The organism is Methylotuvimicrobium sp. KM2 (assembly GCF_038051925.1).
Taxonomy (GTDB): Bacteria; Pseudomonadota; Gammaproteobacteria; order Methylococcales; family Methylomonadaceae; genus Methylotuvimicrobium.
On the sequence record NZ_CP150634.1, the window covers coordinates 141,589 to 160,061 of the forward strand.

The 18,473-nt window shown below is 48.0% G+C and carries 19 protein-coding genes; 12 read left to right on the plus strand and 7 right to left on the minus strand.

The window, feature by feature from the left end; all coding sequences use genetic code 11:
- Positions 1-11: 11 nt before the first annotated feature.
- Entirely contained in the window at positions 12-695 is a 684-nt protein-coding gene (locus WJM45_RS00635; RefSeq protein ID WP_341327078.1) for a YggS family pyridoxal phosphate-dependent enzyme, read from the minus strand.
- Between the two features lie 113 nt (positions 696-808).
- Between WJM45_RS00635 and WJM45_RS00640 the strand changes: the two genes are divergently transcribed.
- Positions 809-1,846 carry a type IV pilus twitching motility protein PilT gene (locus WJM45_RS00640; protein ID WP_341327079.1) on the plus strand — a complete coding sequence of 346 codons (1,038 nt, stop codon included), beginning with the start codon at positions 809-811 and terminating at the stop codon, positions 1,844-1,846.
- 12 nt (positions 1,847-1,858) lie between these two features.
- The gene (locus WJM45_RS00645) at positions 1,859-2,992 is read left to right on the plus strand and encodes a PilT/PilU family type 4a pilus ATPase (protein WP_341327080.1); all 1,134 of its coding nucleotides are present in this window, start codon (positions 1,859-1,861) and stop codon (positions 2,990-2,992) included.
- A gap of 5 nt (positions 2,993-2,997) precedes the next feature.
- On the opposite strand, the gene djlA is transcribed toward WJM45_RS00645, so the two are convergent.
- Positions 2,998-3,807, minus strand: a complete 810-nt coding sequence (djlA, locus tag WJM45_RS00650; RefSeq protein ID WP_341327081.1) for a co-chaperone DjlA — start codon at positions 3,805-3,807, stop codon at positions 2,998-3,000.
- 74 nt (positions 3,808-3,881) lie between these two features.
- Between djlA and WJM45_RS00655 the strand changes: the two genes are divergently transcribed.
- A complete protein-coding gene (locus tag WJM45_RS00655; RefSeq protein ID WP_341327082.1) occupies positions 3,882-4,781 on the plus strand; it encodes a phosphoribosylaminoimidazolesuccinocarboxamide synthase in 900 nt (299 codons plus the stop codon).
- Between the two features lie 259 nt (positions 4,782-5,040).
- On the opposite strand, the gene radC is transcribed toward WJM45_RS00655, so the two are convergent.
- Entirely contained in the window at positions 5,041-5,715 is a 675-nt protein-coding gene (gene radC, locus WJM45_RS00660) for a DNA repair protein RadC (protein ID WP_341327083.1), read from the minus strand.
- 133 nt (positions 5,716-5,848) lie between these two features.
- The gene (locus WJM45_RS00665; RefSeq protein ID WP_341327084.1) at positions 5,849-6,043 is read right to left on the minus strand and encodes a hypothetical protein; all 195 of its coding nucleotides are present in this window, start codon (positions 6,041-6,043) and stop codon (positions 5,849-5,851) included.
- On the opposite strand from WJM45_RS00665, the gene WJM45_RS00670 reads away from it, so the two are divergent.
- The 5 genes from WJM45_RS00670 to argB are packed head-to-tail and all read left to right on the plus strand — an operon-like array spanning position 6,042 to position 11,269.
- A complete protein-coding gene (locus WJM45_RS00670) occupies positions 6,042-6,167 on the plus strand; it encodes a hypothetical protein (RefSeq protein ID WP_341327085.1) in 126 nt (41 codons plus the stop codon). The two genes, WJM45_RS00665 and WJM45_RS00670, sit on opposite strands and share 2 nt — an antisense overlap.
- Positions 6,154-7,371: a bifunctional phosphopantothenoylcysteine decarboxylase/phosphopantothenate--cysteine ligase CoaBC gene (coaBC, locus tag WJM45_RS00675; RefSeq protein WP_341327086.1), complete on the plus strand. Its 1,218-nt coding sequence runs from the start codon at positions 6,154-6,156 to the stop codon at positions 7,369-7,371. The genes WJM45_RS00670 and coaBC overlap by 14 nt, the downstream gene beginning before the upstream one ends.
- On the plus strand, positions 7,340-7,795 hold the full coding sequence (gene dut, locus WJM45_RS00680; RefSeq protein WP_341327087.1) for a dUTP diphosphatase: 456 nt from the start codon (positions 7,340-7,342) through the stop codon (positions 7,793-7,795). Before coaBC ends, dut begins: the two co-directional genes overlap by 32 nt.
- An 18-nt stretch (positions 7,796-7,813) precedes the next feature.
- Positions 7,814-10,354 (plus strand): phosphomannomutase/phosphoglucomutase, encoded by a 2,541-nt coding sequence (locus tag WJM45_RS00685; RefSeq protein WP_341327088.1) that lies wholly within the window; start codon positions 7,814-7,816, stop codon positions 10,352-10,354.
- A gap of 18 nt (positions 10,355-10,372) precedes the next feature.
- On the plus strand, positions 10,373-11,269 hold the full coding sequence (gene argB, locus WJM45_RS00690) for an acetylglutamate kinase (RefSeq protein WP_341327089.1): 897 nt from the start codon (positions 10,373-10,375) through the stop codon (positions 11,267-11,269).
- Here argB and WJM45_RS00695 read toward each other — a convergent pair.
- From WJM45_RS00695 to proC, 3 genes are all read right to left on the minus strand, one after another.
- Positions 11,249-12,256 (minus strand): DUF4124 domain-containing protein, encoded by a 1,008-nt coding sequence (locus WJM45_RS00695; RefSeq protein ID WP_341327090.1) that lies wholly within the window; start codon positions 12,254-12,256, stop codon positions 11,249-11,251. The genes argB and WJM45_RS00695 overlap by 21 nt on opposite strands.
- Positions 12,257-13,061: 805 nt before the next feature.
- Positions 13,062-13,637: a YggT family protein gene (locus WJM45_RS00700; RefSeq protein ID WP_341328897.1), complete on the minus strand. Its 576-nt coding sequence runs from the start codon at positions 13,635-13,637 to the stop codon at positions 13,062-13,064.
- Positions 13,637-14,464: a pyrroline-5-carboxylate reductase gene (gene proC, locus WJM45_RS00705; protein ID WP_341327091.1), complete on the minus strand. Its 828-nt coding sequence runs from the start codon at positions 14,462-14,464 to the stop codon at positions 13,637-13,639. Before proC ends, WJM45_RS00700 begins: the two co-directional genes overlap by 1 nt.
- 177 nt (positions 14,465-14,641) lie before the next feature.
- Between proC and WJM45_RS00710 the strand changes: the two genes are divergently transcribed.
- From WJM45_RS00710 to WJM45_RS00725, 4 genes are all read left to right on the plus strand, one after another.
- Positions 14,642-15,634, plus strand: a complete 993-nt coding sequence (locus WJM45_RS00710) for a spore photoproduct lyase family protein (RefSeq protein WP_341327092.1) — start codon at positions 14,642-14,644, stop codon at positions 15,632-15,634.
- Complete coding sequence (locus WJM45_RS00715; RefSeq protein WP_341327093.1) at positions 15,622-16,338, plus strand: SDR family oxidoreductase; 717 nt, start codon at positions 15,622-15,624, stop codon at positions 16,336-16,338. Before WJM45_RS00710 ends, WJM45_RS00715 begins: the two co-directional genes overlap by 13 nt.
- Before the next feature lie 385 nt (positions 16,339-16,723).
- The gene (locus WJM45_RS00720) at positions 16,724-17,260 is read left to right on the plus strand and encodes a disulfide bond formation protein B (RefSeq protein WP_341327094.1); all 537 of its coding nucleotides are present in this window, start codon (positions 16,724-16,726) and stop codon (positions 17,258-17,260) included.
- Positions 17,261-17,537: 277 nt separating this feature from the next.
- A complete protein-coding gene (locus tag WJM45_RS00725; RefSeq protein ID WP_341327095.1) occupies positions 17,538-18,335 on the plus strand; it encodes a methyltransferase in 798 nt (265 codons plus the stop codon).
- The last annotated feature ends 138 nt before the right edge of the window (positions 18,336-18,473 follow it).

Below are 18,473 nucleotides of genomic sequence, written 5' to 3' on the forward strand. Positions count from 1 at the left end.
GTGGTATCGAATTAAGAGTATTGACGGGTTCCGAACAAGTACGTGCCGACTCTGACCATTGTGGATCCTTCGGCAATCGCCGCAGTTAAGTCGTTACTCATGCCGAATGAAAACGTATCGAGATTAGGATGCTTGAGTTCGGAAACCGCTTCATAGAGCAATCGGTAGGGCTCTCGTTGCAAAGAAAAGTCACTTTGCGGTGCAGGTACCGCCATAACCCCTCTTAGACGGAGATTCGGAAGGACTTTAACTGCGTCGACTAATTCCGGAAGATCATTCAGAGCAATGCCTGATTTGCTGCTTTCATGGCTGATGTTGACTTGCAAACAAATATTCAATGCCGGTAAATTGGCGGGGCGTTGTTCACTGAGTCGCTGGGCAATTTTGAACCGGTCTACGCTATGAACCCAGGCAAAATGGCGGGCGATGAGTTTGGTCTTATTGGATTGAATAGGTCCGATGAAATGCCAGGTGATGTTGTAAGCCCCGAGTTCTTGTTGCTTGGATCGCGCTTCTTGAGCATAGCTTTCCGCGAAATGGCGTTGGCCGGAAAGATAGGCGAGGATGATGTCCGAAGTAGGTTTAGTCTTGCTGACGGCAAGTAAGCGAACGCTTCCCGGTAAGCGTTCGAAGTCGATCTCGGCTTGTCTGATTTGGGTTCGAACGGATGCGATTTGTTGAGCAATTGCGAACATAAGCACAATTTAGATGATGAAAAACCGCTATTAAACAGCAGCCCTTTCAAAAAGCAAAGACTTAGGCTATGGTTATTTAGTGTTTCTATTTTTATTAGCCGCTTGAGAATTGTATGGATATTGCTGAATTATTGACTTTTTCCGTTAAAAACAATGCATCGGATTTGCATTTATCGGCTGGTTTGCCGCCGATGATTCGAGTGGACGGCGATATCCGGCGTATCAATATTCCTGCCTTAGAGCATAAAGAAGTTCATGCCTTGATTTACGACATCATGAACGATAAACAGCGCCGCGATTATGAAGAATTTCTTGAAACTGATTTTTCTTTTGCATTGCCGGGTGTTGCAAGGTTTCGTGTCAATGCATTCAATCAGGATCGAGGTGCGGGGGCGGTTTTTAGAACGATTCCTTCGAAGGTGTTGAGTTTAGAGGATCTAAATGCGCCAAAGTTTTTTGAAGAAGTTACGCGCAAACCGAGAGGTTTAATACTGGTAACAGGACCTACCGGATCGGGTAAATCGACGACGCTCGCGGCGATGATTAACCATATCAACACCAATGATTATGCACATATTTTAACCGTTGAGGACCCGATCGAGTTCGTCCATGAAAGCCAAAAATGCTTGATCAACCAACGAGAAGTCCATCGTGATACATTAGGTTTCAACGAGGCCTTGCGATCCGCGTTGCGGGAAGACCCCGACGTTATTTTAGTGGGCGAAATGCGCGACTTGGAAACGATAAGATTGGCACTGACTGCGGCAGAAACCGGTCACTTGGTTTTCGGCACGTTGCACACCACGTCGGCCGCGAAAACGATCGACCGCATTATCGATGTGTTTCCGGCGGCTGAAAAAGACATGATCCGCTCGATGTTGTCGGAATCGTTGCAAGCGGTTATTTCGCAAACCTTACTGAAAAAAGTCGGTGGAGGACGTATCGCGGCGCATGAAATCATGGTTGGGACTGCAGCCATTAGAAACTTGATTCGCGAAGCAAAAGTCGCGCAAATGTATTCGGCGATTCAAACCGGGCGCAAGGAAGGCATGCAGACCTTGGATCAAAATTTGAAAGAATTGGTTGAAAAAGGCTTAGTGGCTTCAAAAGTCGCCATGTTGAAAGCGGTTAACAAAGATATGTTCAGGTAGAGAGGGGGCGATATGGATGAATTTAAGCGACTACTTGAGTTAATGGTTCAGCAAAAGGCCTCCGATTTATTCATCACTGCGGGGCGTCCGCCCACGATAAAAGTCGACGGTAAGTTGATCGAAGTATCCAAAACGACGCTAAACAACGATCAATCTCGAGCCATTGTCATGAGTGTGATGACACAACGGCAAAAAGACGAATTCGATAATACCAAAGAGTGTCAGTTTGCGATTGCCTTTCCTAAGCTTGGCCGATTTCGGGTGAGTGCGTTTACCCAGAGAGATGCTGCGGGAATGGTGTTGAGACGCATCGAGACCCATATTCCCGATGCCGAAGACCTGCATTTGCCGCCGGTTTTAAAAGATTTGGTCATGAACAAGCGCGGACTGGTGTTGTTCGTCGGCGGGACGGGAACCGGTAAGTCGACTTCATTGGCGGCATTGATAAAATACCGAAACCAAAACAGCAGCGGTCATATAATTACCATTGAAGACCCGCTCGAGTTTTTGCATCCGCATTTGGGTTGCATCGTTACGCAGCGCGAAGTCGGCATGGATACCGAATCCTATGAAGTCGCGCTTAAGAATACCTTGCGCCAAGCGCCTGATGTTATCCTGATCGGTGAGGTTAGAACCCGTGAAACGATGCAAAATGCGATTACGTTCGCCGAAACCGGGCATTTGTGTATAACGACCTTGCATGCGAACAATGCCAATCAGGCATTGGATCGGATTTTGCATTTTTTCCCGGACGAAATGCATAATCAATTATTTATGGATTTGTCGCTGAATTTGCGAGGCATTGTCGCGCAGCAGTTGATTGCCCGTGCCGATGGCAAAGGACGCTATCCCGCAGTTGAAATTTTGTTGAACACACCCTTGGTTTCCGATTTGATTCGTAAAGGCGAAGTTCACAAACTTAAGGAATTAATGAAGAATTCGCGGGAACATGGCATGCAGACCTTCGATCAAGCGCTTTACGATCTCTATACCGCCGGAAAAATTAGTTATGAAGATGCCTTAAACTCTGCGGACTCAAGAAACGAAGTGCGCTTGATGATTAAACTGGGTGCCGAAGACTTAGGGACTTTAGTCAATGAAAATATGCATCTAAAAGAAGACGAAGACGAGCATGTTCGTTTCTAATTCAATCATCTTTTGCGTGCTTCACTAATCGTTTCATAAGCCTTGGTGATTTGTTGCGTTTTTTCCTTGGCCAAGATCATCATTTCTTCGGGCAGGCCTTTCGCAACAAGTTTATCCGGATGATGTCGGCTGATGAGGCGGCGATAAGCTTTTTTAATATCGCTATCGCTAGCATTGGAGCGGACGCCGAGGACCTCATAGGCGGTAGCTAAGTTATCCTCTTTTTTAGTCGTTTGATATTGTTGTCGATGTTGACTGCCATAGAGCCGGTATTGCGCCAGAATTTGTAATTTGATCCGCTCGTAATCAAACCGCGATAGACCGAGTATTCCGCAGATCTTGATCAACAGTTTATCCTTGACCTCGTTCAGATGGCCGTCGGCCATTGCGGCTTGAAGTTGGATTTCTAAAAACATGCGAATCAAATCGCCTCGCCGTCGGCACTCGTGACGAAATTGACGAAGCGCGTCATCAAGAGGAAAGTCTTTGTTTTTGCCTTGTTGAAAGAGTTTAATCGCCGTTGAGCGTAAGTCGGCCGATAAGCCCATGTCGTCCATTATACGTTTAGCCAGATCGATTTCCGCTTGAGAAACGCGTCCGTCCGCTTTGGCGATGTGGCCCATTACCGAAAATGTCGCGGTAAAAAAAGCGGTCTGTACGCGGTGCTTATCGCCGGGGCTCAAACGCTCGTCGAAATCGAATGTCTCCAAGCCGGAATCGAAATGATGGCCGACCGATGCCCCTAGTATAGCCCCAAGCGGACCGCCTAAAAGAAATCCGAAGGCGCCGCCCAAGAATTTTCCCAACCAACTCATTGCCAGTCATCCCGTTATTCAAAAATAAATGCTATTGTATGCGATTTGATATTAACTTTTTATAACGAGGTATTATGAACGCTCCGGCTGTTCTTTACGAATCATCTTTGTCGCAATTGACGTTGCGAGCTCGCGGAAAAGTCCGTGATATTTACGACATAGACGATGAACATATGTTGATCGTCACGACCGATCGCCTATCGGCTTTCGATGTGATATTACCGGATCCGATTCCGCAAAAAGGGCGTGTTTTGACATCTGTTTCGAATTTTTGGTTTAGTAAATTGAAACACATTTTGCCGAATCATTTAGCCGGCGTTTCTTTGTCCGAAGTGCTTACCGATCCGCAAGAACTCAAGCAGCTAGAAGGAAGGGCGGTCGTGGTCAGAAAATTGAAACCGCTACCGGTCGAAGCGATTGTACGCGGATATATCATTGGTTCGGGTTGGAAAGATTATCAGCAAACCGGTCATATTTGCGGCATTCGTCTTCCCGAAGGTTTACAGCAGGCACAGCAATTGCCCAAGCCGATTTATACACCGTCCAGCAAAGCCGCTGTCGGCGATCATGATGAAAATATAACGTTTGCGAAAACGGTTGATTTGATGGGCCAAGAACTCGCCGAAAAGGTGCGTGAGGCCAGTTTGGCCCTCTATCAAGAAGCCGCGAATTATGCCAAGGAAAGAGGCATAATAATTGCCGATACCAAATTCGAATTCGGCACCGACGACGCCGGCGTCTTATATTTGATCGATGAAGCGCTAACGCCCGATTCGTCTCGCTTTTGGCCCGCCGATCAATACCAAGTCGGCATGAGCCCACCCAGTTTCGATAAGCAGTATGTGCGCGATTATTTAGAAACTTTGGATTGGAACAAAAAGCCGCCGGCCCCCTCATTGCCCGAGGAAGTGATTCGTAAGACTACCGAAAAATACCTGGAGGCGGAGGCTAAATTAATCGGTTCAAGAAATTAGTACGCTGCCTTCGCTCAATTCTGCGAGAATCATTGCAGTAACGCTCATGAAGGCTTGGCATAACCCCGGCAAATGAAAGTTCTCTGGTGGCGGAGGGTGCGGTCACTCGCCCGACAGGACGCCGTGAATACGTCCATGTAGGCTCGACGGCGGCCTTCCCTGCCGCCGACGCCTGTCGACCGAGCAACCGCACCCTCTCCGGAACCGGCATTGTGTTGCATATCGAAAAATTAGATAAAGAACCTAAATCTACGAACTTTCACAGTAAACCATGCTCGGCAAACGAGTAAGGTAAGCCGTCGCCGATGATAAAATGGTCGAGAACCCGAATGTCGAATAAAGCCAAGGCTTGCTTGAGTTTGTCGGTTATGTGGCGGTCGGCTTGACTGGGTTCGCTGATTCCGGAGGGATGATTGTGCGCGAAGATAACGGCGGCGGCGTTGTGCTGTAAAGCGGCTTTGGCTACTTCTCTAGGATATACCGAGGCGCTATCTATCGTGCCTCGGAACAATTCTTCGAGCTTTAAAACACGATGTTGGTTGTCGAGAAACAAGCAAGCGAATACCTCATAACTGTATCCTCTTAATTGCGCGCTGAGATAAGCTCGGGTAATGTCGGGGCTGGTCAAGGCATCGCCGCGTTGTAGAATTTCACAAAAATGCCTTCTAGCCATTTCTAAAACGGCTTGCATCTGCGCGTATTTGGCGGGGCCTAAACCGACACTTTGACAAAAGCGTTGCAGGTCGGCATCGAGCAGCGCTTTTAAAGAACCGAAGTCGTTCAGTAATTCTCTCGCTAAATCGACAGCCGATTTTCCAGGCGTTCCGGTGCGCAAGAATATTGCGAGCAATTCCGCGTCGGTAAGCGCGTTTGAGCCTTTTTGTAATAATTTTTCCCGGGGTCGTTCATCCGCCGGCCAATCTTTGATTGCCATTGATTACCCAAGTGAGGTCAAAAATATCAAGCGTAGAAGAAATTTACTATACTTGCCATAATTATACTTCGCGCGATCACATTTGCGTTTTTCTGACGCGCTCTTTTGTCCGGTAGCTGCGTTGCGAAAACAGTTACATAGGCTTGCTATGCGCCTGTTTTCGCGCCTTGCTACCGAACAAAATAGCATTGCCATAAAAGCCGCAAACATGACCGCGGAAGTATATCCAATTTAATTTTCTAACCGTACAACTATTAATAATTAAGAACATGCGCAAAATAACTTCTACAAGCATTAAGCTTGGTGCCGGTTCTTCGGAGGCTTGCATGACAGGAAGCCGTGAATACGTCTGTCTAGGCTTGACGGCTGTTATTCCTGTCGCCGACACCTGGCAATCGAGCCGTCAGCCCCCCTTCCAACCGTTGTCGAAGTTATTTCATGCTCGTTCCTAAGCGAATATTACTGGCGGTTTGCGGCGGAATCGCGGCCTATAAATCTGCAGAACTCATCCGGCTTTTGAGAAAACACGGGTGTGAAGTCCGAGTGGTGATGACTCGATCGGCGGTGGCCTTTATTACGCCGTTGACTTTGCAAGCCCTATCCGGAAATCCTGTGCATATTGATTTGCTGAACTGTGATCAAGAGCACGCGATGGGACACATCAGCTTGGCGCGCTGGGCCGATTGCATCGTGATTGCTCCGGCGACCGCAAATATGATCGCTAAATTGAGTCATGGTTTGGCCGACGATTTAGTCTCTACGTTGGTGTTGGCCGCCGAATGTCCTCTTCATTTGGCGCCGGCAATGAATCGTGCCATGTGGCATAAAGCCGTTACTCAGGAAAATATAGAGCGCTTAGTCAGCCAGGGAGCGCAAATCATCGGTCCGGAAGTCGGCAGTCAAGCTTGCGGCGAAACGGGTCTCGGACGTATGTCCGAGCCGGAAGCGATCATGCAGTGTTTAATGATAAATACTGCGCAAGGGGTTTTACAAAGTAAAAAGATTTTTATTACAGCTGGCCCTACACGGGAACCTCTCGACCCGGTTCGCTATATTACCAATCGCAGTTCCGGAAAAATGGCTTATGCGCTTGCCCAAGCGGCCTTGTCAATGGGGGCTGAAGTCACTCTGGTGAGTGGGCCAGTCGCATTGTCAGCACCCGAAGGTGCTCGCCTGATACGGGTTGAAACTGCCTCGCAAATGCATGAAGCGGTCATGGCGAGTGTTCAATCGGCCGATATTTTTATCGCGGCGGCGGCAGTCGCCGATTATAGTCCGGTTAGTGTTAATGATAAGAAAATAAAAAAACAAAATGACGAGGTCGTCATTTTGTTACGTAAAACCCGAGATATTTTAGCCGACGTTTCGAAACTGACGCATAACAGGCCTTATACGGTAGGTTTTGCCGCCGAAACGCACGATTTGGAGCGATATGCTCAAGACAAGTTAGTTCGAAAGAATTTGGATATGGTTGCGGCCAACTGGGTTGGTAAAGATAAGGGCGGGTTCGAAAGCGATCTGAATGCCCTGTCGGTCTTCTGGCACGGTGGCGGCATAGATTTGGCCATGACCGATAAAAATCAACTCGCCCGGCAGTTAATGAGCTTAATCGCAGAGAAAATTAATGAAAAAAATACAGTTAAAAATTCTGGATGAACGATTGGGTAAGGATATTCCTCTGCCTGAATACGCCACCACCGGTTCGGCCGGTTTGGATTTGAGAGCATGTTTAAGCGAATCGGTCGAATTGAAGCCCGGCGACAGTATCTTGATCCCCACCGGCATTGCGATTCATATTGCCGATAATACTATGGCGGCAGTCATCCTGCCTCGCTCGGGATTAGGACATAAACATGGAATCGTTTTGGGTAATCTCGTGGGATTGATAGATTCGGATTATCAGGGACAGATTTTCGTATCCTGTTGGAATCGCGGGCAGACCGCATTTACCGTTAATGTCGGCGAAAGAATCGCGCAAATGATTTTCGTGCCTGTCGTACAGGCCCAATTCGAGTTGGTCGACGCGTTTGATGAAAGTGCTCGAGGCGAAGGCGGTTTCGGACATACCGGACGACATTAAATTGATAGGGGACGTTTGATGGAGCGTATATTCTTACCGCTGTCGATTATTGCGGTATTTTTGGTGCTATTGACTGGCGCGGGCATTTATTGGGCTAATGACTCCAGCATCAAGGAAGCTAAGCATGATTCAGCGATGGCCCTTGCCGCAGGTACAGCTTTAGGTATTTCAAAACAAATCGAGCAATTGGCCGGCTCAATTGACAAAATGGCTCGAGATCCGACTGTAATAGAGGCAGTGGAAAACAGAGACAGGGACCGGACTCGAGCGTTAGAAGCGCAATTGGAAAAATATTTGCCGGGTGCATTAAAGATCAGATTATTGCTGCCAGGCATAAACGATTTGGATACCGAACATGTTCCGCACATGGGCTTTGCCGATTTGGACATGGTTAAGGAAACCTTTAGCGGGAACCCTCAGCCGTTGATTCAAGGGGAGGGCGCTAACCGGCATCTTGCGATAACGGCCAGAGTTGAAGAAGGCGGCCGTGTGGCGGGTGTTATATTGGCCAGTTTGAGTTATGACTTTATTAATAAAAGTATTAAACCGAGCTCTATCGGCAATCAATTGATTCAACTGAAGCAGGGTGACTTCGAGTTGGCAGCGGTTGGAAACCGAGCGCTTATCGGCGATGCTGCTAGCGTGCAAATGCCGATTGCTCACACGACATGGCAAGTTCAGGTTTGGTATCAGAGAGGGGGGAGCTCTTCGGATGTAGGGTTGATTGCAGCAATTTTGTCAATAGCTGTTCTGTTGGTTTGTCTTGCGTTTTTTGTCGGCTATCGAAAAAGTGCCAATATTTTAAGCCACGACCAAAGTATTGTTTTAAAAGCCGTCAAAGATCTAATGACCGGAAATGCGTATGGTAATTATCCAGTCAATTTGAGTGAGATGAGTGTCATTATTTCCACATTGGTGCAATTCAAACGAGTATTGGATCATCAAGGGGACGATGTCGTCGCGCTTAATAATGAAAGCGAAGCTGATTTTGACGGGTTTTTTGAAGAATCCGATTTTGCGATTGAAGAAATTGTTGAAAACGCTAAAGCAAACGAAGCCGAAACCAGTCCGGTCTCAATGCCGGATGTCGATTGGGATATGCCGTTACCAGAAGCGAAACCAACCCCGGCTCCCGAGCAAGCAAAACCCTCTCCTATATCAAATGAAATGGCGCCGTTGCATGGAGGGAGCGGAGAAGTATTTAGAGCCTATGATATCCGAGGCGTGGTCGGCAAAACACTGACAACCGAACTGGCTTATGATATTGGCCGCGCATTTGGTACGGAAGCGAGAAAGGCCGATTGTAATATTGTCGTGGTCGGACGAGATGGGCGCCATTCGAGTCCTGAATTGTCGGACGCAGTGATCAATGGCATTGTGTCGACCGGGCGGGATATACTCGATTTGGGCATGGTGCCGACACCTATCCTGTATTTCGTTACGCAACATACCGAAGGGCGGACCGGATTGATGATTACCGGGAGTCATAATCCGGCGGAATATAACGGCATGAAAATGGTGATTAAGGGTGAAACCTTGGCAGGACAGCGAGTCGCGAAGCTTAAAAACATCATCGATAAACAGGACTATGCCGTTGAGGTCGGCGGGACAGTCGATCAGAACAGCATGTTTGTAAATGAATACATCGGTATTGTCGCCGAAGATGTACATTTGGTCAGGCCGATGAAAATCGTATTGGATTGCGGGAACGGCGTGGCCGGAGATATTGCACCGATACTGTTTAAGACGCTGGGTTGCGAAGTCGTCGAATTGTTTTGCGATGTCGATGGCAGTTTTCCCAATCACCATCCGGATCCAAGCGTTCCGGAAAATTTGGAAGACTTAATTGCTGCGGTACAACATTATGAAGCGGACATCGGCATCGCTTTCGACGGTGATGGCGACCGTCTTGGGGTGGTCGATTCAAACGGCAAAATTATATGGCCGGATCGGCTGATGATGCTGTTTGCCAAGGATGTCTTGGCAAGAAAGCCCGGTGCGCAGATTGTTTACGATGTCAAATGTTCTAGGCATTTGGCCGAGCAGATCGCCAAATATGGCGGCCGCGCCTTAATGTGGAAAACCGGTCACTCTTATATGAAGGCAAAAGTCAAAGAAAGCGGTGCTAAATTAGCAGGAGAGATGAGCGGGCATATTTTTTTTAATGACCGATGGTACGGGTTTGATGATGCGTTGTATTCAGCGGCGCGTCTAATTGAGATTTTGTCATCGGATGCCAGAACCAGTGCCGAAATTTTTGCCGAGTTTCCGGAAAGCCTCAATACACCGGAATTGCTCGTTTCAATGAAAGAGGGCGAAAATTTTGATTTTATTGAAAAATTATTTGCGAAGGCCGATTTCAAAAATGGGAAAATCACCAACATCGATGGATTACGGGTCGATTTTTCCGATGGTTGGGGGCTAGTTAGAGCCTCGAATACCACACCGTCATTAGTGGTCCGTTTCGAAGCCGATAGCGAGCAAGCGATGCGCCGAATTCAAGAGGATTTCAGGAGATTGATGACGAATATCGAGCCAAAGCTAGTTTTACCTTTTTAATCTACGGATAAAGAATATATGAAAAACAAAGCCGCGCATCAGATTGCGCATGTACTGATCGAAGCCTTACCCTATATTCGCCGTTTTAAAGATAAAACGGTCGTCGTCAAATACGGCGGCAATGCCATGATCGATGAATCGCTAAAAAATAGTTTTGCTCAAGATATTGTCATGATGAAGCTGGTCGGCTTAAACCCCATCGTCGTGCATGGCGGCGGTCCTCAAATAGGAAACCTACTGAAGCGGCTCGGAAAAACCACAGAGTTTATTGACGGCATGCGAGTAACCGACAGCGAAACGATGGATGTTGTTGAAATGGTATTGGGCGGTTTAGTGAATAAAGAGATCGTTAATCTGATAAATCGGCATGGCGGCAAAGCGGTCGGCTTGACCGGTAAGGACGGCGACTTTATTCGCGCCAATAAAATCAAAATGAAAAAAAATGCGATCGAAGTGCAAGAGCCTGAAATCATCGATTTAGGTCATGTCGGAGAGGTCAGCAGTATCGATCCGGCAGTACTGTCGATGTTGAATCACAGTGATTTTATTCCGGTGATTGCTCCGATCGGCGTTGGCGACGATGGACATTCCTATAACATCAATGCCGATTTGGTCGCGGGTAAGGTTGCGGAAGTCTTGAAAGCCGAAAAATTGATTTTGTTGACCAATACCGCAGGCATTCTCGATAAACAACAAAATTTGTTGACCGGCCTATCGCTAAAGGATGTTGACGACTTGATTGCGGACGGTACGATTTCCGGCGGTATGATACCGAAAACCCGCTGCGCAACCGATGCGCTGAAAGGGGGGGTGTCGAGCGTCCATATCATCGACGGACGCGTCGAGCATGCAGTATTGTTGGAGCTGTTTACCGACCAAGGCGTAGGGACCCTATTATTCAGCCGACCGAGATAAGGCGTCGTTAATATAAGGTCTAAACGCGGACCGGATATCGCTGACCCGCTGACTCGCGCATAATTCGCGGCCTAGTGAAGAATCTCGGCAACGAATATCGAGAAAAAGTTGATAATCGACATCGCTAATCGCGATTTTCGATAACGATAAGCTCAAGTCGGAATCCTTAGACGGCGAGCGGGTCATGATCAACTTGTCGGTGTCGATATCCGGGCCGGTCGTTGAATGAAAAGTGACGAAAGTTCGAGCAATTTCCCACGCTTGGTTACATTGATGATCGTTCTCGCAATAAAACAGGCCTAGTTCGTTGGCTTCCTTTATGCTAGGAATCTTATGTTGTTTCGGTTGAGTATCGGTTCTTGATTGAGTCAAAAATAAATAGCGCTCGACGTCGGCATCGTCTTCCTTTTTTACTTGGTTCAACGTTTCCATTTGTCGACTGATCGCTATTTCGGTTTGCTGAATTTGCTCTTGCGTCGATCGGATATCTTTCAATAACGACTCGGGGACGCGTTGAGCGTTTCTTTCGAATGCGGCAGCCTTTCTTTGCTGCCCGGACAACTGACTCTTGAGCCGATTTAAGTTGCCTTCCGTTGCTTTGATTTGAGCTTCCATGGTGCGAGTCTTATTTTTGATCGACAACAATAAATCGTCTATGTTGCGGAAAGTGCTAAGTAAGACCTTATCGTAGTTTTGTTGTTTTTGAATGATTTTTTCCTGTGCCTCGCGAAGCTCGTTCAGTCTTTGTTCTAGTTCTAGTTCTTCTTTGGTTTTGGCTTTTTCAATGACATCGATTACTCGGCCGCGCTGGTTTAAGGCTTCGCGGCGGTGTTTGGCATGTTCCGGAGGGACTTGATCGGAAAAATAAGTATTGCCTTGGTCGTCAACCCAGCGATACATTTTTTTTGCATGGATCTCGGGTGCATGACAAAGAAGCAGCGTAACTGCGGAAATGCTAAGGTATTTTCGTAGTAAGGCAATCGGCATAGGCGGCTACAGCAACAGCTGATCAAAAAGAAAATAAGACGATTTTTATTATAAATATGCCTGGATGGCGTATTTTTTCCCTATACGAGGCGCAAACAAGAGCGTTAAGCTAGGCAAAAAGATCAGGCATACGGTAAATTTTTCGCCGGAAATCGACTAAGTATATAACGTAAGCGAATCGGATGCAGCGATGAGTCGATGTTAATCAGCAATTCCCAGTTTGAGCAGTTTCGCCGATTTTAGGGTGTGGGGTATGCCTGTCGAGGAACGCCGTAAACCCATCCCTGGGGGCTTGGCGGCAGCTCCCTGCTGCCGACATCCTCGCCAAGCATACCCCACACCCTTTTTGATCCCCAAATTGGGAATTGCTGCGATGTTAATGATTCTTGGCGTCTCTTTCGGAAGGCTTTCCGATGAGCTCTAACGTTTTCGACAGTGCCTTAGTAGGCACCGGGGTGCTTGGCAAAGGCTTTGCCAGCATGGAGCTGGCATAGAGCCTACATGGACGTATTCACGGCGTCCTTTGACGGGCACCCCGGTGCCGAATTTTGATCTCCGATAGGTATAACTATAATGGCCTATGGAGATTAGGTGCTGGGTGAATACGTCGTGTAGGCTTGACGGCGGCTCTGCCTACCGCCGGCATCAGCCAATCGAGTTACCGACCCCTCCGTAAAATAGGGAAGTTATTTACGACCAAATCCACAGCCGTTTGTATTACGATTTATTAATGCCGAAATCTTTGGCCGGAAATTTTCGATTAAAAGGGAGCAGGGGCGCCTGTCATGTTGCCGACAAAGCCAGCTTAACCAATCAAGCCGGCTAATTGATGCAAAGGCGGTAAAATAACCATTTTAGCCAACTGCAATAACACCAGCGCGGCCAGCGGCGATAAATCGACGCCGCCGATATCGGGGATGAATTTACGGCAAGTATCGAGCAGCGGCTCGGTCAAACTATGTAATATCGACGAGGCGGCATCGAAAGCGCCGGGGTTGACCCAACTCAGAATCGCCCGGGCGAATATCGCAAAAATGAAGATATTGAACAGCAACGAAACCAGTTGCGTAAACGATAAAACAATCAATGCGCCAACGCTGATCATGATACCTTTCAAAATCAAGATCGAAAAATCGGCCAGCATCTGTAAAGCCATGACCAAAACCAACGATGACGTATCGATTTGACCGATCGGCGGAATGAAGCGGCGCATGACTCGAAGCGGCGGATGCGTGATCTTGATCAAAAACTGCGAGATTGGATTATAGTATTCGGCATCGCACCACTGCAGCAGGAAGCGCAACATGACGGCAAGGATGTATAACGAAAATACCGTATCGATCAAAAAAATGACCGGATTGGACATATAGTTCGGATCCATCATTGTTCTCCCAATTGTTTGGACATCTCGATCGAGCGGTCATGCGCGGCTTGAATGGCCTTGGCTACCAACTCTCGGAATCCTCCTTGTTCGAAAGCTTTGATTGCTTGTTCGGTGGTGCCGCCTGGCGAAGAGACCCGTTTGCGCAATTGTTCGGGGGACTCGTTCGATTCGAGCGCGATTTTAGCGGCGCCAAGCGCGGTTTGTTGAATCAGCAAGCGGGCGGTATGCTCCTGCATGCCCATTGACAATGCAGCCTGTTCCATAGCTTCCATCAGTAAAAAGTAATAGGCCGGGCCGCTGCCGGATACCGCAGTAACCGCATCGAGTTCCGATTCTTTATCGACCCATAGCGCAACGCCTACCGAGCGTAGAATATTTTCAGCCAAGTCGCGCTGTTCGTCGTCGACATTCGCATTGGCGTGTAAACCGGTTGCGCCGGTTAACACCAAGGACGGGGTATTTGGCATGCAGCGCACGACAGCGACTTCGGTGCCCAGCCAGCGGCTCAGACTTTCTTGAGTGACGCCGGCGGCGATCGAAACGACTAACGGGCGCTTTTTCCGTATGATAGCCGCGCAGTTTTCCGCGACTTCACGTAGCACCTGAGGCTTAATTGCGAGCACGACGACTTCGACTTCTTCGATGACGGCTTCATTGGCAACGGAAATATTAATATTTAAATTGTTTGCTAGGGTTTTAAGTGCGTCTTGATTGATATCCGAGACCCATATTTGAGACGGCGAGTGACCGCTGGCAATCAAACCCGTGATAAGACTGGAGGCCATATTGCCGCCTCCGATAAATCCAATTTTTTTCGTTTTCATAATGTTGAGATATGGTTTAAAAGGTTACTTCATATTAATCCGATATGGGGATTGTGTCAGAAATCGCAAGGCCTGGGTAGAGTTTGTTCATATCTTAAGGAGTTGGGTATTTTCATAGAAAAAGGGGTATGCATCGAAGCGCTGACATGACTTTATGGTTTGCGTTAAACTTTAGCAATGATACAAACCCTCTATATCGAAGAAGCGATTCGTAATCACCCGCGTGTCGAACAAATATGCGACCGGTTTCCAAAGGCGCAAATAATCGGCTGCGGACGATTCGGCGAAGTATTTAATCCGAAGGCGCAAAACTTCCGCTTACAAAAACAGCAACCGGCACTAATTTTGGCTGAAAAGTATCAACGGTTTGTATTGGAAGCTCCTGCCGGCTACGGCATAGGTGTCGGAAAAAATTATTATTTTTCGCACATGCTCAACTGCCTGTACGATTGCCGCTATTGTTTTTTACAGGGTATGTATCAGTCGGCTCACTATGTCTTGTTTGTCAATTATGAGGATTTCCAGAGTGAAATTAAGCAAATTTGCGACGAAAATTCGGATGAACCACTCTATTTTTTTTCGGGTTACGATTGCGACAGCCTGGCGTTGGAACCGGTCACCGGTTTTGTCGAAGAATTTCTACCGGTCTTTGCCGGACTGGACAATGCCTGGTTAGAGTTGAGAACAAAAAGTACACAGGTTAGGAGTCTATTAGACCGAGAACCTTTAGCGCGTTGTATCGTCGCCTTCAGTTTATCGCCGGAAGCGATTGCGGCCAAGGTTGAGGCAGGCGCTCCGTCCGTGGCAAAACGGGTCGATGCGATGGACAAACTACAAGCAAAAGGTTGGCCGTTGGGCTTACGTTTCGATCCGTTGATCTATACCGACGATTTCCGGCGACATTACCGGCAATTGTTCGAACAGGTTTTCAAGCGTATCAATCCGGAGAGCTTGCATTCGGTTAGCTTGGGCGTCTTTCGATTGCCGGAGAGCAATTACAAAAAAATGCATAAACTGTATCCGGAAGAAAAACTTTTTGCGGGACCCTTGGTTAATCAGCAGGGCATGGTGTCTTATCGTCAGGATTTAGAACAGGAAATGATGGACTTTTGTAGCGAGCAGTTATTGAACTACATACCCGAGGATAAATTTTTTCCATGCCGTTTGTAAAAAGAACGGTTCTGGTGACCGGCGCCAGTTCCGGAATCGGACGAGCGGTGGCTAGAAAATTATTGAACGAAGGTCATCATGTGCTTGGCGTATCGCGCGATGCTGATCGTTTTCAAACGTCGATGCCGAATTTTACGGCGGTGCAAATGGATTTGAGTCACTTGACGGGCTTGGCAGATCAAGCGACCCAGTTGAGCAAGGAAAATCCTGAAATCGATGCCGCGGTTTTTTGTGCCGGGGCGGGTCGCTTCGGTTCATTGGAAGAGTTTTCGTTTGCCGCGATCGAAGCATTGATGACGGTCAATTTTACCGGCCAGGCGTTTTTGACGCGCGCACTATTGCCGGGATTGAAAAAACAAGCGCGGGGCGATTTGATTTTCATCGGCTCGGAAGCGGCGCTCAAGGGGAGCCGCAAAGGCGCGGTATACTGCGCGAGTAAATTCGCGGTGCGCGGATTTACTCAGGCACTGCGCGAGGAATGTTCGAAAAGTCGTGTTAGGATTGCGCTGATTAATCCAGGCATGGTCAATACGCCGTTTTTCGAGACCTTGTCCTTCGAGCCCGGCGGCGAGGCCGGACAAGCTATCGAGCCCGAAGATGTTGCCGATGCGGTGCTGTATATTCTGCGTTCGAATGCTAACATCGTCGTCGATGAAATTAACTTAAGCCCGCTGAATAAAGTGGTTAAATTCAAAAAATCGTGAATGATTCGTTATTCAAATAAGAAGCATTTTGACCACGAAGCACACGAAAATTTAGTAACGTTCATGAAGGTCTAGCCATCACCCCGGCCAATGAAAGTTCTCTGGTGGCGGAGGGTGCGGTCACTCGCCCGACAGGACGCCGTGAACCCAGCACCTAAATTCCATAGGTCTTTGGCAATGATTCAAAATCATGGCTTATTTAGATGCTGGGTGAAGACGTCCCTGTAGGCTCGACGGCGGCTGTCCTTGCCTCCGCCGCCTGTCGGTCGAGCAACCGCACCCTCTCCGGAACCGGAATTGCCAGAACGAAGATTGGTAAATCGAAAAATTAGATAAAGAGTTTAAATCTACGAACTTTCACAGTAATAAATAAGGCATCAAAACTATGATTCATAATCTATTCTTGCAAGCCGCATCGCGACCGCGCATTTGGTTTTTTCTCGGCGCCACCGGCAGTGCGTTTTTATTGGCGATGGGTGCGTATTTTCAGTTCGTCGATGGCCTCGAGCCTTGTCCGCTGTGTATTTCTCAACGCATCGCGATTGCGGCGACCGGCATTGTTTTCTTGATTGCGGCGATACAGAATCCGACCGGAGTCGGCAGAAGAGTTTATGCAGTCATCGGTGCTATTGTAGCATTGGCGGGCGCATCGATTTCGATGCGTCATGTCTGGATACAGAATTTGCCGCCCGACCAAGTGCCTGAATGCGGACCTGGCTTGGAGTATGTCTTCGAAAATTTTCCATTGACTGATACGATCAAACTGATGCTTAGCGGAACCGGAGAATGTGCCGAAATCGATTGGAGCTTATTCGGCATTAGCATGCCCGGCTGGACGTTGGTTGCCTTTTTGATGCTGGCGGCTTGGAGTCTCATGCAGTTTTGGGATTGGCGGATAATTTCAGTGAGCAGTGAGCAGTGAGCAGTGAGCGGAAAATGGTAAACGAATGGGCTTCGATTATGTGATTTTGCAGGCCGGTAAGCCTGAGGCGTTGATTTATACCTTTCGCACTTCAAATTTCGGCAGTGCCAGAGGAGGCGCCTGGGTGTCCGGTCGATTTTCGCTCCTGCAAAATCGACATTCACGCCATCCATGGCGTTCATAAAGGCTTTGCCAGCATGGACGTATTCACGGCGTCCTTTACGGGCACCCAGGCGCCGAATTTTGATCTACGACGGGTATAGATGGGGATAGTGTAATGAATAAAATGATTGTATTACTCAGCTTGGTTTTTTGCGTCGCTTCGGCGACAGCCGAAACGCCCGCGATGAGGCAAGCGATCGACGGGACGCATCGTTCGGCCGAAAACAAAGCCCGTGATGCTTACCGTCATCCCGAACAGACCTTGTCGTTTTTTGATGTCGACGAATCGATGACGGTTGTCGAAATCTGGCCGGGCGCAGGTTGGTATACCGAAATTTTGGCGCCTTATCTAAAAAATAAAGGCAAGCTCTATGCTGCGCATTTTTCAAAAGACGCAAAAGTTCCCTATTTTCAAAAGACCTTACAGGCTTTTGTCGATAAAATGCGGCAACAGCCCGAGGTTTACGGCAAGGTAGAATTGACCGTTTTACAACCGCCCGAAGCTGTCGAGATAGCGCCTGAAGGTTCGGTCGATCGCGTGCTGACCTTCCGGAACGTGCATAACTGGATCAAGGCCGGTCAAGCCGACGCGGTATTCGCTGCGATGTACAAAGCGCTGAAACCGGGGGGAGTTCTCGGTGTCGTGGAACATAGGAGCCTGCCGGGCGCCGCGATCGAAACACAAGTGCAATCGGGCTATGTCGACGAGAGCCATGTTATCGAATTGGCCGAAAAAGCCGGATTCAAACTGCTGGACCGCTCCGAAATCAATGCCAATCCAAAAGACGCTAAGGATCATCCGGCCGGCGTCTGGACTTTGCCGCCTACACTACGTTTGAACGAGAAGGACAGAGCCAAGTATTTAACAATCGGCGAAAGCGACCGTATGACGTTGAAGTTTGTCAAGCCGTGAAATTAAAGGTTTTCAATGTTTATACACAATCCCGAAAATTAATCAACCGAGCTCTAGGCGGTATTGCGAATGCCATGCTTTATTAGCAAGCCATTGATATTTTAAGAATTAACAAGCCGATTAATGATTGGTCAAATC